This is a genomic window from Nocardia sp. NPDC004278, assembly GCF_053602975.1.
This window is the reverse complement of the sequence record NZ_JBSGEQ010000076.1, coordinates 1-14,430: the sequence shown is the minus strand read 5'-3', so window position 1 is coordinate 14,430 and position 14,430 is coordinate 1. Positions and strand designations below refer to the sequence as shown.

The 14,430-nt window shown below is 65.8% G+C and carries 16 protein-coding genes; 10 read left to right on the top strand and 6 right to left on the bottom strand.

Features of this window, described 5'->3' with window-relative positions:
- The first annotated feature begins 161 nt into the window (after positions 1–161).
- The 3 genes from ACWEO2_RS43570 (at position 162) to ACWEO2_RS43560 (ending at position 3,898) form a co-directional block, all read left to right on the top strand.
- On the top strand, positions 162–1,451 hold the full coding sequence (locus tag ACWEO2_RS43570; protein ID WP_452410751.1) for an MFS transporter: 1,290 nt from the start codon (positions 162–164) through the stop codon (positions 1,449–1,451).
- Between the two features lie 92 nt (positions 1,452–1,543).
- On the top strand, positions 1,544–2,932 hold the full coding sequence (locus ACWEO2_RS43565; protein ID WP_452410750.1) for an L-serine ammonia-lyase: 1,389 nt from the start codon (positions 1,544–1,546) through the stop codon (positions 2,930–2,932).
- Between the two features lie 780 nt (positions 2,933–3,712).
- The gene (locus tag ACWEO2_RS43560) at positions 3,713–3,898 is read left to right on the top strand and encodes a hypothetical protein (protein WP_452410749.1); all 186 of its coding nucleotides are present in this window, start codon (positions 3,713–3,715) and stop codon (positions 3,896–3,898) included.
- A 16-nt stretch (positions 3,899–3,914) separates the two neighbouring features.
- Here ACWEO2_RS43560 and ACWEO2_RS43555 read toward each other — a convergent pair whose 3' ends face one another.
- Entirely contained in the window at positions 3,915–4,508 is a 594-nt protein-coding gene (locus tag ACWEO2_RS43555; protein WP_452410748.1) for a helix-turn-helix domain-containing protein, read from the bottom strand.
- Between the two features lie 97 nt (positions 4,509–4,605).
- Here ACWEO2_RS43555 and ACWEO2_RS43550 point away from each other — a divergent pair, with 97 nt between their 5' ends.
- Positions 4,606–5,433: an SDR family oxidoreductase gene (locus ACWEO2_RS43550; protein WP_452410747.1), complete on the top strand. Its 828-nt coding sequence runs from the start codon at positions 4,606–4,608 to the stop codon at positions 5,431–5,433.
- A gap of 14 nt (positions 5,434–5,447) precedes the next feature.
- Complete coding sequence (locus ACWEO2_RS43545) at positions 5,448–6,518, top strand: NAD(P)H-dependent amine dehydrogenase family protein (RefSeq protein WP_452410746.1); 1,071 nt, start codon at positions 5,448–5,450, stop codon at positions 6,516–6,518.
- 145 nt (positions 6,519–6,663) lie between these two features.
- Here the strand turns inward: ACWEO2_RS43545 and ACWEO2_RS43540 are convergent, their stop codons facing one another.
- A complete protein-coding gene (locus ACWEO2_RS43540; protein ID WP_452410745.1) occupies positions 6,664–6,816 on the bottom strand; it encodes a hypothetical protein in 153 nt (50 codons plus the stop codon).
- A gap of 129 nt (positions 6,817–6,945) precedes the next feature.
- Between ACWEO2_RS43540 and ACWEO2_RS43535 the strand changes: the two genes are divergently transcribed.
- Positions 6,946–7,344: an FAD-dependent oxidoreductase gene (locus ACWEO2_RS43535; RefSeq protein WP_452410744.1), complete on the top strand. Its 399-nt coding sequence runs from the start codon at positions 6,946–6,948 to the stop codon at positions 7,342–7,344.
- A 526-nt stretch (positions 7,345–7,870) separates the two neighbouring features.
- On the opposite strand, the gene ACWEO2_RS43530 is transcribed toward ACWEO2_RS43535, so the two are convergent.
- Positions 7,871–8,134 (bottom strand): hypothetical protein, encoded by a 264-nt coding sequence (locus tag ACWEO2_RS43530; RefSeq protein WP_452410743.1) that lies wholly within the window; start codon positions 8,132–8,134, stop codon positions 7,871–7,873.
- Between the two features lie 88 nt (positions 8,135–8,222).
- Between ACWEO2_RS43530 and ACWEO2_RS43525 the strand changes: the two genes are divergently transcribed.
- Together ACWEO2_RS43525 and ACWEO2_RS43520 are read left to right on the top strand one after the other, a co-directional pair.
- The gene (locus ACWEO2_RS43525; protein WP_452410742.1) at positions 8,223–8,408 is read left to right on the top strand and encodes a hypothetical protein; all 186 of its coding nucleotides are present in this window, start codon (positions 8,223–8,225) and stop codon (positions 8,406–8,408) included.
- A 639-nt stretch (positions 8,409–9,047) separates the two neighbouring features.
- The gene (locus tag ACWEO2_RS43520) at positions 9,048–9,665 is read left to right on the top strand and encodes a TetR/AcrR family transcriptional regulator (RefSeq protein ID WP_354961637.1); all 618 of its coding nucleotides are present in this window, start codon (positions 9,048–9,050) and stop codon (positions 9,663–9,665) included.
- 5 nt (positions 9,666–9,670) lie between these two features.
- Here ACWEO2_RS43520 and ACWEO2_RS43515 read toward each other — a convergent pair whose 3' ends face one another.
- The 3 genes from ACWEO2_RS43515 to ACWEO2_RS43505 form a co-directional block, all read right to left on the bottom strand.
- Positions 9,671–10,906, bottom strand: a complete 1,236-nt coding sequence (locus tag ACWEO2_RS43515; protein WP_354961638.1) for a lipase family protein — start codon at positions 10,904–10,906, stop codon at positions 9,671–9,673.
- Between the two features lie 66 nt (positions 10,907–10,972).
- The gene (locus ACWEO2_RS43510) at positions 10,973–11,728 is read right to left on the bottom strand and encodes a hypothetical protein (protein WP_452410741.1); all 756 of its coding nucleotides are present in this window, start codon (positions 11,726–11,728) and stop codon (positions 10,973–10,975) included.
- A gap of 26 nt (positions 11,729–11,754) precedes the next feature.
- Positions 11,755–12,492: a hypothetical protein gene (locus ACWEO2_RS43505; RefSeq protein WP_452410740.1), complete on the bottom strand. Its 738-nt coding sequence runs from the start codon at positions 12,490–12,492 to the stop codon at positions 11,755–11,757.
- Positions 12,493–12,641: 149 nt separating this feature from the next.
- Here ACWEO2_RS43505 and ACWEO2_RS43500 point away from each other — a divergent pair, with 149 nt between their 5' ends.
- Both ACWEO2_RS43500 and ACWEO2_RS43495 read left to right on the top strand, forming a co-directional pair.
- Positions 12,642–13,859, top strand: coding sequence for a glycoside hydrolase family 1 protein (locus ACWEO2_RS43500; RefSeq protein WP_354961641.1), 1,218 nt, complete (start codon positions 12,642–12,644; stop codon positions 13,857–13,859).
- The coding region (locus ACWEO2_RS43495; protein ID WP_452410739.1) for a GDSL-type esterase/lipase family protein at positions 13,853–14,430 on the top strand (578 nt) is incomplete at its 3' end. The genes ACWEO2_RS43500 and ACWEO2_RS43495, both read left to right, overlap by 7 nt.

Below are 14,430 nucleotides of genomic sequence, written 5' to 3'. Positions count from 1 at the left end.
TCTCGGTTTCGCCGATGTCGCCGGCACGCCGCCTTCAATTGCTCGGGTCGGCCCGAAATTCTTCCGACCTATCCGGACCAGGCTGTATGTCCCCCGTTTCCCGCCGAGGACTCGTTGGTCACTGAGCGAAGTGCACCATCTCGCACGACCGAAAGACAGCAATGAACGACATGCATATCCCGGCCGCAGCCACACCGGACCGAGCCGATATCGCGCCAGGTGCCTCTCGAGGCCCTGATCGACCGGTCACCGTCGGCTGGATCAGCGCTTTCGCACTCGGGTGGCTCGGAATCTGGATGGCGCAACTGACGTCGTTCCAGCTGATCCTGCCTGAGCAGCTGAACTCGGCGCTGGGCATCGGAGCTGTTCTGCGCCAGGACAATTGGCAGCGCAGCGTGGTCGACTTCGGTATTATCTCCGGCTTCGCCGCGCTGTGTTCCGCGGTCGCGTTCCCCGCTGCGGGGGCGCTCAGTGACCGCACCACTAGTCGTTTCGGTCGCCGTCGGCCGTGGATCATGGGAGGAACCCTCGCCTTCGCGGTCGCACTCGCGACCTTGAGTGTCCAACACACCACAGCCGGGGTCGCCGTGTTCTGGTGCCTTGCGATCATCGGTTTCAGCATCGCGTCCGCAGCCCTCACCGCGATGATCGGTGATCAAGTGCCGAAGTCCCAGCGCGGCGTGGTGTCCAGCTGGATCTCGGCACCTCAGGCGTTGGGGCTCATCCTCGGAATCGTGCTGATCTCCGTCCTAGTGCTCGACGTCGGCCCTTCCTATCTGCTGATCGCGGCGCTACTGATCGTATGCATCGCACCGTTCGTCCTGATGACACCCGATCCACCGGTGCGAATCGACCACACGGGACGGCGGTCCGCGCTGCATCTGCTCGCCGTACACGACTTCCGGTGGACATTGATCGGACGTGTGCTGGTCAACCTCGGGAACGCGCTCGGGACGGCACTCACCCTGTATTACCTGCAATTCGGGCTCGGGGTTGCGCACCCGGATACCGCATTGCTGACATTGACCGGTAGCTACATGATGTGCGTGATCGGCGTGTCCATCGCCAGCGGCTGGCTATCGGACCGTATCCAGCGCCGCAAACCGTTCGTCTTTGTCGCGGCCATTCTGCAGACCATCTCGGCCATCGTCATCATCTGCACCGGAACGGTGTCAGGGGCAACGATTTCCGGGGCGATCACCGGTGCCGGCTTCGGTTGTTTCATGTCGATCGACCAGGCTCTGGCCGCGGACGTCCTTCCCGACGGTGAACATAACGGCCAAGAGCTCGGAGTGATGAACATTGCGATGGCTGTCCCGCAAGCCCTCGGCCCGCTGGTCGGGGCATGGGTGATCGAGCTCAGTGGCGGCTTCCCAGGACTGTTCGTCGCGGCAGCGATCTTCACCACGCTCGGCGGTTTCTCGGTGATGAAAGTGAAGAGCGTTGCCTGATCAATCGTGCTCGGCCAAGGGTTTTTCCGGGCAGAGCTGGGAGGCAGCTGGGGGTCAGCATTCCGACACGACGCAGGGATAGGTATGAACCAGTGACTGTTAGCGTTTTCGACCTCTTCTCGGTCGGTATCGGACCTTCCAGCTCTCACACCGTAGGGCCGATGCGGGCGGCAGGTCGGTTCGTGGACGAGCTGACAGTGACGGGCGGGCTTGCCGCCACCGCAATGATTCGGGTGGACCTCTACGGCTCGCTGGCGGCGACCGGTCTCGGCCACGGCACGTTTCCGGCGGTCATGTTGGGGCTGGAGAGATTCAGGCCCGAGACTATCGATTCCGAGCAGAGGGAGGCGCGACTCGCGACGCTACGTGTCGAGGGCGTGATCCGTCTCGGTGGACTCGTGCCAGTGCCGCTGACCGAGGACGACATCGTCTTGCATCCGCTGACAGTGCTCGATCGTCACCCGAACGCCATGAGGCTCACGACCTTCGACCAGCATGGTCGCGAACTGTATGCGCAAACCTACTTTTCGATCGGGGGCGGGTTCGTCGTCACAGCCGACGAATTCATCGATGGCCCGGGAAACCGAGGTACTCGGGCCCCGATGGCATTCAACTCCGCATCGGAATTGCTGCGGCTCACCGCCTCACATCGGATGGCGATCAGTGACGTCATGCTCGCCAACGAACTCATCGGGCACACCGAGCCGGAGATCCGGTCTCGGCTGCTGCACATTCGTGACGTGATGGTGGCGTGCTACGAGCACGGCGTCTCACGGGACGGATTCCTGCCCGGCCCGTTACGGGTGCGCCGCCGTGCCCGAAACTGGTACGAACGCCTGTCCAACGAGGATCCGAGTCGTGATCCGGCCAAGGCCGAAGACTGGGTGAATCTGGTTGCGCTGGCGGTGAACGAGGAGAACGCCGCAGGTGGCAGGGTGGTGACCGCGCCGACCAACGGTGCCGCAGGCATCATCCCGGCTGTCCTGCACTACGCGACGAACTACACGCGAATGGGTCAACAGGATCCGGAGGAAACAGCCGTCAGATTTCTGCTCACTGCTGGCGCTATCGGGTCGTTGTACAAGGAACGAGCTTCTATCTCGGGTGCAGAGGTCGGTTGCCAGGGCGAGGTAGGCTCAGCGGCCTCCATGGCTGCCGCCGGTCTGGCCGAAATCCTGGGCGGCACACCGGAACAGGTGGAGAATGCTGCTGAGATCGCCATGGAACACAGCCTCGGCCTCACCTGTGACCCCATCGGTGGACTAGTACAGATCCCATGCATAGAACGCAATGCGATCTCGGCGGGCAAGTCCATCAACGCCGCCCGCATGGCGTTGCGCGGCAATGGTATTCACCGCGTCAGCCTGGACGATGTCATCGAAACGATGAGATCCACAGGCCGGGATATGAGCGCCAAGTACAAGGAAACATCGACCGGCGGCCTAGCCGTCGTCGTCACGGTCAACCATGTCGAATGCTGACCGCGCCCGCACAGCCGCCGACCGGATTCCAAGGTGTCTTGACCCGCGACCAGTGGCGTGGCGTCATCGACTTCGCCAGCGCGATAAACGCCAGACGGCGGACAGGCTGCGGTCGGTCTCGCCGAACAGGAAGGCGACGCCACGGATGAGTCCGAGCCGATACGTCTTCGCTTGCAAGTAGCTGACAGCGTGGGCTGTGGCTTCTTCGACGCTTCGAGATCGGGGCCGAGTGATCCAGACGCGTCGCCATGTGCGAGGGATCGAGGAAGCGCTCGAGCACTCGCCTGGCTCAGATGTGCCGTGGATGGCGTGTTGGAGGACGAGGTGCCATGCCACTCGAACACGTTTGTGCCAGCGGGGTGTGCGAGGGGTCGCTCATGGACGCGACCGTCTCAGTTGTGACGACGACCGCGTGTTCACTCGAACGCCTCGCGGTGCCATCGGTGACACAAACGCGTGCGTCTAGCGGCGTTGCTGTCTTATCTGCGCCACGCCTCGGGGCCCGAGTGAGCTGGAACGTCGTCTCAGAGGGTGTTCGAACACGTATTTGTGGCACACGTGACACAAATCCGTGTTCAAGTAGTGCGCGAGAGGGGACTTGAACCCCTACACCGGTTCGCACATGACACATCGGCGTGTTTAAGGATTATTGACCCTGATTACGATAGGGCAGGAGCAAACCAGGGGTCAAATAGCCTTGACCGGCTTGCTTTTCTGTAATTGGTTGGTGGTACGTGTGATTCGGCTCGACTGAATTGCGTCTGTAGTCCGCTGTGTCTGGTGTCCGATGGTGTGCAGTACGCGGTGGCCGAGTTCCTCGCCGAGATCGCTCACGTCGCAGCGGCAGGCCTCGCTGATCCGCAGACCGAGCATGGCCAGGAGCGCGAAGCCCGGCGGGTTGTCCGAATCGCGGGCCGCGCACAGCAACGACTCGAACCGCAGGTGCGAAAGTCCCAGCGTCGGTGATCAGTTCGACCGCGCCTCAGGAAGTTCGAGACTCGCCGCGAGCTCCGATGACCCCGTATAACAGCAGATCCTCGAGTGATGCGGCGAAGCTGTCGACATTATCGATGTCACGGATGCACATCGCGAACAAGGCCGCACCGGCGATGGCATCGAGCAGGGTGTTCGCGTCGAGGCCGGGACGTGCCGATGCACTGTCGCCGGATAGGTAGTCGCCGAGTTCGACGCGGGTCGGGGTGTCCAGGCGGGCGGCGAGTTTCTCGTAGAGTCCGGAGTCCTCGCGCATCTCGGCCATGAGCCCGGGCATGGCGACGCGGGTTTCGGCGGAGCCGAACAGTTGGACGGTCCCGCGGATCACCTTACGAATCTCGCTGATCAGGTCGGGCGCCACCTGGTCGGAGCCGACGTCGGGAAAGACCGCCTTGGCGATGAGGTGAGCCTTGGACGGCCAGCGACGGTAGATGGCCGGGCGGCTGACCCCGGCCCGGGCCGCGATGGCGTCGATGGACGCCGCGGCATAACCCTTTTCGACCAGCAGGGCGCGTGCGGCGTCGAGCACCGCGCGGTCGACCGCGGGATCACGGCGTGGGCCCAGCCGGTGACGTTCGGTCATGAAATTCGTCCCTTGTCCGCGCTAGGTGGAGTCGTTACAGTCTGTCACAGCATTAGTCGTTACATTCTGTAACCGCTGGGGACTCGAGGAGTAAACCGTGTCAGCTGCCCCGCACATCACCGCACTCGCCCAGACATATCGACCGGTTCCACTCCTGCAGGACAAAGTCCTGGTGATATCGGGCGTCGGTCCCGGCCTGGGACACTCGCTGAGCATCGAAGCCGCCCGCATGGGCGCGAACCTGGTCCTGGCGAGCCGCACCGAGCACAAGCTCGACAAGATCGCCGCGCAGGTGCGCGACCACGGCGGCACCGCCCTGGTCGCACCGACCGACATCACCGTCGAAGAGCAGCGACAGTCCCTGGTGGATCGCGCACTCGCCGAGTACGGACGTATCGATTGCCTGATCAACAATGCCTTCGCGATCCCCCCGATGAACCCGATCACCCAGATCGAGATCGACTACCTGCGCACCGCGAACGAGACCAACGTGTTCGCGCCACTGCGCCTTTCGGCATTGTTCGCCGACGCACTGGCGGCCTCGCGCGGTTCGATCATCATGCTCAACTCATGTGTGTCCTACAGCTCGCAACCCGAGTACTCCGGCTACAAGTTGTCCAAAGGCGCACTGCAGCATCTGGCTTCATCCCTGGCCACCGAACTCGGCCCACGCGGCATCCGCGTGAACAGCGTCGCACCGTCTTACGTCTACGAGGACATCAACAAGGCCTACTTCGACTGGCTGGCCAGCCAAGCCGGAGTCACACACGCCGACATCTACCGGGACAAGGCCGCACCAACCGACCTGCAGCGCCTGGCCGAGCCCGAGGAAGTCGCCCGCGCCACGCTGTTCCTGGCCAGTGACCTGGCCACCGCCGTCACCGGGCAGATGCTGACCGTCGACTGTGGCGAGTTCCACCGATGAGCACGGGAGCAATCATGACAAAACGAATCGTCCTGTGGGGCACCGGCGTCGTCGGCTCGATGGTGCTGGCGGAAATCCTGCGCCACCCACGTTTCGAACTGGTCGGCGTCGGTGTCAGCAACCCCGACAAGGTCGGCAGGGATGCCGGAGACCTCTGCGGTGTGCAGGAAACCGGTGTCCTGGCTACGGATTCGGTCGACGACCTGATCGCTCTGCGTCCCGATGCGGTCGTGCACTACGGCCCCACCGCCCAGTTCGCCGACGAGAACATCAGGGTCATCAGCGCATTCCTGCGCGCTGGCATCGATGTGTGCTCGACGGCCATGACACCGTGGGTGTGGCCCGCCATGGACCGGACTCCTGACGTATGGCGTGATCCCATCACCGACGCGTGCACCGAGGGCGGCGCATCGTGCTTCACCACCGGCATCGACCCCGGCTTCGCCAACGATCTGTTCCCCATGACCCTTATGGGCCTGTGCGGTGCGGTGGAGTCGGTGCGGGCTTGCGAACTGCTCGACTACACCGACTATAAAGGCGACTACGAATTCGAGATGGGCATCGGCCATCCGCCGGAATTCCAAGCGCTGCTGGAATATCCGGACCTGCTCATCATGGCCTGGGGGCCGACGGTACCCATGATCGCCAGCGCCGCGGGCATCGAACTCGACGCCATCACCACCACCTGGGACAAGTGGGTGACTCCTGAGGATCGCCCGTCGGCCAAGGGCATCGTGAAAGCGGGCACCGTCGCCGCCATCCGATTCACCATCAACGGCGTCTACCAGGGCCGCGAGGTCATCACCCTCGAACACGTCAACCGCATCGGCCGTGACGCCGCCCCGCACTGGCCCGCCGGAACCCGCGACGACGTCTACCGCGTCGATATCATCGGCTCCCCCTCGATATCTCAGGAGACCCAATTCCGGTTCACCGACGGTTCCGGCCGCACACCGGCCGTGGCGGGCTGTCTGGCCACAGGCATGCGCGCGCTCAACGCCGTACCCGCGGTCAACGAACTACCGCCCGGCTGGGTAACCGCACTGGATCTGCCACTGATTCCGGGCGCAGGCACGATCCGCTGAGTGGCTGCTGCACCTGGAAAGCGAGGTTTCTAGACCGAGCCGCCTTTCACAACCGTCCACTGGGACCGGACTCCCTCGCTTTCCCGAATCGCGTCGAATTGGTGATCGGTCACTGGTTGGCCTCGAAGCTTTGGAGCTCACCGAACTACTCGTCCTCGGCCAAGGCCGCGATGTACTTCTCCGTGTAGCCGCCGGTCTGCTCGTCGTAGACGAAGACGGTCGTACCGAGTACGGCAGGGGAGTGGAACACGACGGTTTCGAAGTCCTCGGACGCCTCGCCTTCGCGGTGTCGGTTCATGGCGGGCTGGTGCAAGATCGTGCCCGCCTGAAGCCGCACCTGACCGACGCCTTCCAGCCCGAAATCGGCCCAGCCCTTGAGGATATAGGTGACCGAATGCTTGAAGTGGGTGTATAGGCGGTTACGAGCTTGCTGATCGGGGCAGACGGGGCATGGTCGCGGGTGCTCGGGGTGACCCTGATCGGCGATGCCGCCCACCTCGCGCCCCCGAACGGCGAAGGCGCGAACACGGCCATGCAGGACGGAGCCGAACTCGGCCAGGCCATCGCCGCGCACCCCGACGACATCGAGGTCGCGCTGGCCGAGTACGAGCAGGCCATGTTCCCGCGCGCCGCCGCCGCAGCAGCAGGCGAGGACATCTACGACATCATGATCGGCGATGTCGCGCCCCACAGCTGGATCGCCATGATGAACGACGCCGACCAGACATCGAACATGGGGCACGTACACCGAGCAATGCGACCGCCCGCGCCGAACAACCCGGCCGACCGAGACACGAACCGTCACACCCACCCCTTCGATCAATGACGCCCGCTTCGCTGAACTTGTTGCAAAACAACAATATTCAGCCGGTCCCGGTTCTATTGCCCCCTGTGCTCTCGACCGCCACCGACACGCGCTCAGCGGCACTATCGTGTGTTTGCTGCGGATTCCCATGATTCTCGTCCGGGTCGACTGCCAAACCACGGCGTTGCGACAACACAAATTCGGATCGGCCACTATCACAGGAATTGGGCCACGATGAGATCGGCGGCAGCCCTTTCCATCTACGTCATCGACCCCGGGCGAATACGACGCGGTGACCAGCTCGTCGACCCAAATATGTACGTAATAGCCGGCTAGTATCACGTAGTCCCGCTGCGTCGTCGGCGCACTGGCCGAGTTTGTTGCGGGCGTCGGCTTCACCGAGGCGGTTGCCGAGGTCGCGGTGGATGGCGAGTACCTGCAGGTAGAGGTCGGCGGCCGCGGAATACTCATCGAGCACGTAGCGTGTCCGGCCGAGATTTCCCAGGGCCGTGGGGTAGCTGGCCTTGAAACTGTTGTCGCGGCCGATTCAGCAGGACGCGGCCCGGTCGAGCAGCAGCGTCCGCTCGGCCTCGTTGGCGGTCATCGCCGCGGCCAGTTCGAATTCCGAGCGTGCCTCGTCGCGACGTTCGAGCTTGAGCAGTAGATCACCCCGGACAGCCGGCAGCAGGTGGTAGCCGCGTAGGGCGGTGACGTCGGACAGCTCGTCGACGATGGACAGCGCGAAATTTCTCCGCCCGGGATCTTGGGCTCCCGCCGACAGGGGCCGGTATCGGCTGGAGGACCTGCTCATCTGGGGCGGAACAGCTGCGGCCGACACTCTGTGCTGGATCACGACGGACCAGAACCCGGATCGATGGCCGGTCGCGGTGTACTCGCGCATGAACCACGAGTGGTCGGTGTACCCGTGCGGAATGGCCGAGTTCCTGCTGAAACTCGTGCGCAACGAGTGGCAACCAGGGCCGATCAGCGACACCTCGCTCGAGGGCCTGGCGGACCCACATTTCCTGCACGACAAGGACGAGGCAGCCGCATACGAGGCGGGGCTGGACCCCTGGGAGTACTGATCCGCACGACCTGCTCAATCCCGCTCGAAGAACTTCGTCTGGTAACGGCTCGCCACCCGAACGCACATTGGCAGGAGCGCACGTTCCAGTTGGCGGTGATGTGGTTGAGGTGTAACCGATTTCGTCCCAAATTTTCAGTCAACACGGATCACGATGGCTGTGGCGTTGTCGCCTCCGCCCGCCGTATCGCTGGCAGACTCAGCGCAGGTGGGCGACGAAGTCGCCACCCTGCAGAGCGCGAGCCAACCCACCCGAACATCCGCACATCGGCATGAGCGCGCACAGTTGGCGGGCCCAGTCGGGCGAGATGATCTCGGCCCGTTGATCTTCGGAGCGCTCGTGCTGGTCGGTTCGGTCAGCGCGGTATGCGGCAATGTAGTGCGTTTCGGACGCGGATCGTGGATTGGCTGCGGCGGGCGTACACAGTCGGCGCATGCTCTTCCGAGGGGTCGCGTTGGCCGATTCACCGCCGAGCAACTCAATGGAGGCGGGCGGATTGTCAAACAAATCGAGGGTGCCCACGGTGACCGGTTGACGCGAACCTGGGCTGCCCAGAGACCCGGCTGAATGACTGGACAGTAGGCTAGCTTGCAGGATCAGTGCACATGAAACGCTTTTGACGGGTAGGAGGTCGGACGCATGGCACGTACACGCGACGCCGAGCAGTCGGGTGCGGCGCGGCGTGGTCGGATTCTGGCCGCGGCGATGTCCATGTTCGCCGAGAAGGGGTATCGCGGGGCTTCGCTGGCAGCGGTCGCCGAGGCGGCGGGCATTACCCGGTCCGGTGTGTTGCACCATTTCTCCAGCAAGGAGGCGCTGCTGTCGGCGGTGCTGGCCGAACGCGATCAGCAGGCGTTCGACGCGGTCGAAGTCGATCGCGAGTACGAGGGGCCGGCGGTGCTGCGTGCCCTCGAGATCGTGAATGATTTGGCCGAGCGGAACCGGGCTGAACCTGAGCTCACCCGGCTGAGCCATCTGGCTCTCTTCGGCTCTGCCGACGCCCCAGATGTGGCGCATGAGTGGTCGAATCAGCGCATCCGGACCTACCGCGACAACCTGGCCGGGGTGATCGAGCAGAGTGCCGCCGCCGGCGATATTCGCGCCGATGTCGATGCCGAGGCTGCCGCGCTGCTGGTGGTGGGCGCGCTCACCGGCCTGACCGAACTCTGGCTGCGCGACGACTCGCTGGACATGGTGGGCGCGGTCCGGATGCTCACCGGCCTGCTGCGCCGGGATCTGGCGCCGGAGCAGGACTGACAGACTCACCGTCCCGGTCCCACCGGGCGATCCAGGTCGGCATTGGCGACCAGGTCGCCGGTGAACCGTTCCCGCAGGAACTGCTGCGCCGTGGCCTGCCGCTTCGACGCCTCCGCGGCGTGCTCGCCGCTCGGGTCGCGCACGGTGACGACGGTCGTGCCGCCGCGCCGCCAGGCCGCGACCAGATCGTCGGCCTGGGCGACCGGCACGACTTCGTCCGAGTCGGATTGGTAGTCGAGAATGGGCATCGTCGGTGCGGCGCCGCCGAGCGAATTCCGTTGCAGCGCTTCGGTCAGTCGGGTGTCGTCGTGGTACCGGTCGGCGGTGGCCGCGGCCAGCCGCCAGAACGGGAAGCGAATCAGCAGTTCGATCACGCACGCATCGGCGGCGGCCGCGGTGTCTGCCCGGCCGCGCTCGTTGAGCAGCTCGTCGAACCGGGCGTCGGGGAACTCGCGCTGATACGACACCAGCACGCCGACCAGAAAGCCCGAGAACACCCCGCCGTCAACGTTGTTCATGACCGCGGGCAGGCTCGCGGGTACCCCGCCGAGGGCGGCTCCGGCGAAGGTGAGCTCAGGCGCGTAGGCGGGCTGTAGTTCCGCCGCCCAGCCGGTGGCCGCCGCTCCGCCGGAGTATCCGTCCAGCGCCCAGCGGGTATCCGGTCCGAGCCCGGCGGGCGTGAATGCCCCGGCGGCCCGAACCCCGTCCAGGATGGCGTGCCCGGACTGCGGGCCGGTGAGGAATGCCGACTTTGGCCCCTCGAAGTCGGGTACCGCCACCGCCCAGCCCTCGGCCAGCATGGCGGCTATCTGATCCCCGGATTGCAAAGTGCCCGTGGCTATTCCGTAGGAGGGCGCGCACCGGGTGCCGGTGGAGTCCTCCGGAATCTGTTCGGACACGGCGGGCCGGGAGCCCGGACCGGTCCATGGCGCGGTCGGCACCAGCAGCGTGGTGACGCCCAGCTCCGGGTTGCCCAGCGAATCATTGGTGCGATACGACACCTGCCAGGCCCGCACCGGGACCGTCAGTCTGGTTCCGATCTCCCGCCCCGCCACTACCTGGCCGTTGCGCAGGGAGCCGATGTCGGGTGGCGGGGCGTAGAACGGATCCTGGTCCGGCACAACGGAAACAGTGACGGTGGAAGGTTCCTCGGCGGACACCGGTACGGTGGCGGACATCGGCAGGGTGGCGGCCGCCGCGGCGACGGCCAGTGCGGCAGCGACCGCAAGACGTGAAACCATGAAATGCGCTCTCTCGGTTTATGGTCGAATCGTCGGCCCGCCGCCCCACCGGCCGTTACGGGGTTGTCAGTTACCGGATCCGCTGCTGCTGCCGGACCCTCCGGCGCTGCTGCCCGACGCCATCGGGGGCATGCGCAGCACGGCATCGGGGACGCCGGTGCCGTTCGGATCGAGCACGCCGCCCTGGTGGGCGTACATGCTCTCGCCGGGTGCGGCATTCACCGTCGAGATGTAACGCCACACGCCGTCGGCCAGTGCGGCGCCACCGGCGACGAGCGTCCCCAGCAGCCCGCCCGCGCCCGCGAAGGCGCCGATGGCAGCGGGTGCGGTCGCCACGCACGCGGGCCCGACCACCAGGCACGAGCCCAGACCGATGACCGCGCCGACCGCCGCGCCGAGCAGCGCGCCCGCGATCGATCCCAGCGGCACCTTGGCCATATTGGCGGCGAAGTCGTTGACTGCCAGCTGTTCCTCCATGGGGGAGGCGACCGGTTTCAGCCCGGTATCGGGTGTCAGTGTGAGGGCGCGCCCGAAGTCCGTGACCTGGTACCGCATCGGATGCAGCACGCCGTCGAGCAGATATCCGGTCGGCAGGCTGAGGACGGATTGCCCGTCCAGGGCATGGATTTCGACTCCCTGCCCGTCGGCGGTGCCGGTGAACAGTGCGTGATCGAGCACCGCCAGCACCGAGTCGCCGACCACGCGGGCAGCGATAGTGGGCTCGACGGCGCTGGGGTCGGGCTCGGCGAGGGCGGTGCCGGTCCCGGCGGCGACCGCGCAGATGGTCAGGGAGGCGACGGAAAGCGTTGCGCGAAGGTTCATCTCGGAATTCCTCGGTGCTTTCCGGCTCAGTTGCCCTCGGCCGGCGCGGCCGGAACGCCTGGCCTACCCTGGAGGTCCTTGGCGTAAATGCTCTGTCCTGGAGCCGCATTGAGCGTCGTGACGTACTGGTAGACGGCGTAGGCGGCCGCGGGTCCGCCGCCGATGACCAGCCCGGCCAGGCCGCCGACGCCGCCCACCAGGCTCACGATCGGCAACACCGCGACGATGCAGCCCAGACTCAGGACCACGCAGGACGCGCCCGCCACGGCGAAACCGACGCCGATGCCGATGGCCGCGCCGATGGCGGTGCCGATCAGGGTGCCCACCGAGGTGCCGATGCTGACGGCGTTGATCATGTCGTTCATGGCCAACTGGTTCTCCAGCGGCGAGGCGACGGGAGTCAGCGGCGCGGCGATAGGACTCAGCGGCGAGCGGTCGACGGCCGTGGCGTCGGGCGTCAGGCGCAGCATGCGGCGGTCGTCGGAAACCTGCTGGCGAATCGAGAGCCGCTGCCCGTCGATGGTGTAGGCCAGCGGTAGCGAGTCCAGCACGGTGCCCGCGTCGTCGCGGATGCCGATGGCGTCCGCGGCGGCCGGGGTGAAGGTGCCGTGGTCCAGGCTGACCACCACGGTGCCGTCGGTCAGGCCGGCGTGGTAGCCGACGGGTGAGACCGATTGTTCGGGAGCCGCGTTCGCGGTGGCCGCGGTCACGGCGACACCGGCGACTGCACAGGCGGCGATTAGGCCCGCGCGACGATTCTTCATGGGAATACCTCAATTGTTCGTACTGCCTTACCGCCGGAGAGCATACCGACTGATGAGTCAGTCTGCTATAAAATCGCCAAACGAAAAATAGGCACATTCCGTGCGGAAAGGATTCCGACAATGCATCGACGCTCTGAGGTAGCCGGCACATGACCCCGAAGCTGCCCGCCGAATTCCTGTGGGGCGCGGCCACCTCACCGCATCAAACCGAGGGAAACAACATCGGCAGCGATTGGTGGGCCCTCGAAAACGCCGAACACCCGGTCGTTCCCGAGCGCAGCGGCGACGCTGTCGACAGCTATCAGCGCTACCCCGAGGATATGGCCCTGCTCGCGGGAGCGGGCTTGAACGCCTACCGGTTCGGCGTCGAGTGGGCGCGTATCGAACCCGAGCGGGGACAGGTCTCGCTCGCGGCGCTCGCCCATTACCGCCGCATGATCGACACCGCGCTCGACTGCGGTCTCACACCGGTCGTCACGCTGCACCACTTCACCGGCCCGCGCTGGTTCGCCGAACTGGGCGGTTGGACGAACCCGCACGCGGTCGGACATTTCGCCCGGTTCGTGAGCGCCGTGGCGCCGATCCTGGGCGACGTGCCCTGGGTGTGCACGATCAACGAGCCGAACATGGTCGCCACCATGGCGGGCGCGCAGCGCGCGGTTCCGGACGCGGAAGCCGTGCGGGCCTTCGCTTCCGGCGCGCTGCCCGACCCGGACCCGGACGCCGCCCGCATACTGATCGAGGCCCACCACATCGCCACCGAGATCGTGAAGACCGAGACCGACGCCGCGGTCGGGTGGAGTGTCGCGCAGCAGGCGTTCGTCGCCGCCTCAGGCTGCGAAGAGCAACTGGCACAGGCGAATCGGCTGTGGGAGGACCCGTACCTGGAGGCCGCCCGCGACGACGATTTCGTCGGCACCCAGGCGTACACCAGCCGGGTGGTGGGCCCCGACGGTCCCATTCCGCACGCCGAGGATCCCGGCAACACCCTCACCGGCTGGGCCTATCGGCCGGACGCACTGGGCATCGCGGTGCGCCATGCCTGGCGGGTCACCGGCGGCACTCCGGTGCTGGTCACCGAGAACGGCATCGCCACCGCCGACGACACCCGGCGCATCGCCTACACCACCGCGGCACTCGACCACCTGCGCCTGGCCGTGGCCGACGGCGTCGCGGTGCGCGGTTACCTGCACTGGTCGGCGCTGGACAATTACGAATGGGGCCACTGGCGGCCGACTTTCGGGCTCATCGCGGTGGACCGCAAGACCTTCGCTCGCACACCCAAACCCAGCCTGGCCTGGCTGGGCTCGGTCGCCCGCGAGAACGTACTGCCCGTCGTCGCCGGTCAGGAAACGCGGCCGTGCTGATCTACAAACTGGGCCGTCGCTACATGCTCCGGACCTCCATCGCCATGCGCGCCTCGCAATTCGCCGAGCTGCCGGCGCCCACCGGGCGGGTGGTGTTCTTCGGCGACAGCATCACCGAGGGCGGCCTGTGGGACGAGTGGTTCCCGCAGGTGCGTCCGGTCAATCGCGGGATCGGCGGCAATACCGTCGATGATCTGCGAGCCCGCCTGGATACCGCCATCGACGCACCGGCGGCCGTCTTCCTGCTGGTGGGCACGAATGATCTCGGGCTGGGCCAGACGCCCGGTCAGGTCGCCGAGAATCTGCGCGGGCTGGTCGCCGAGATTCGTGAGCGGGCCCCGCACGCGCCATTGTTCGTGCAGAGCGTCATGCCCCGCCGGGTGAAGTTCGCCGAGCGGATTCGCGAATTGAATTCCGTCGTTCGAGAAATCGCCGCGCAGGGCGATGCGGTGTACATCGATCTGTGGCCTGCCCTCGCCGACGTCAATGGCGCGCTGCGGCAGGAATTCACGCGTGACGGGCTGCATTTGTCGGGTGCGGGGTATGCCGCCTGGATCGAGGTGCTCCGGCC

Bases quoted from the DNA above. Each gene is read 5' to 3' on its own strand.
- ACWEO2_RS43570 (WP_452410751.1), top strand. From the start codon at position 162: ATGAACGACATGCATATCCCGGCCGCAGCCACACCGGACCGAGCCGAT.
- ACWEO2_RS43555 (WP_452410748.1), bottom strand. From the start codon at position 4,508: ATGACCGAACGTCACCGGCTGGGCCCACGCCGTGATCCCGCGGTCGAC.
- ACWEO2_RS43545 (WP_452410746.1), top strand. From the start codon at position 5,448: ATGACAAAACGAATCGTCCTGTGGGGCACCGGCGTCGTCGGCTCGATG.
- ACWEO2_RS43540 (WP_452410745.1), bottom strand. From the start codon at position 6,816: ATGAACCGACACCGCGAAGGCGAGGCGTCCGAGGACTTCGAAACCGTC.
- ACWEO2_RS43530 (WP_452410743.1), bottom strand. From the start codon at position 8,134: ATGAGCAGGTCCTCCAGCCGATACCGGCCCCTGTCGGCGGGAGCCCAA.
- ACWEO2_RS43525 (WP_452410742.1), top strand. From the start codon at position 8,223: ATGAACCACGAGTGGTCGGTGTACCCGTGCGGAATGGCCGAGTTCCTG.
- ACWEO2_RS43520 (WP_354961637.1), top strand. From the start codon at position 9,048: ATGGCACGTACACGCGACGCCGAGCAGTCGGGTGCGGCGCGGCGTGGT.
- ACWEO2_RS43515 (WP_354961638.1), bottom strand. From the start codon at position 10,906: ATGGTTTCACGTCTTGCGGTCGCTGCCGCACTGGCCGTCGCCGCGGCG.
- ACWEO2_RS43510 (WP_452410741.1), bottom strand. From the start codon at position 11,728: ATGAACCTTCGCGCAACGCTTTCCGTCGCCTCCCTGACCATCTGCGCG.
- ACWEO2_RS43505 (WP_452410740.1), bottom strand. From the start codon at position 12,492: ATGAAGAATCGTCGCGCGGGCCTAATCGCCGCCTGTGCAGTCGCCGGT.
- ACWEO2_RS43500 (WP_354961641.1), top strand. From the start codon at position 12,642: ATGACCCCGAAGCTGCCCGCCGAATTCCTGTGGGGCGCGGCCACCTCA.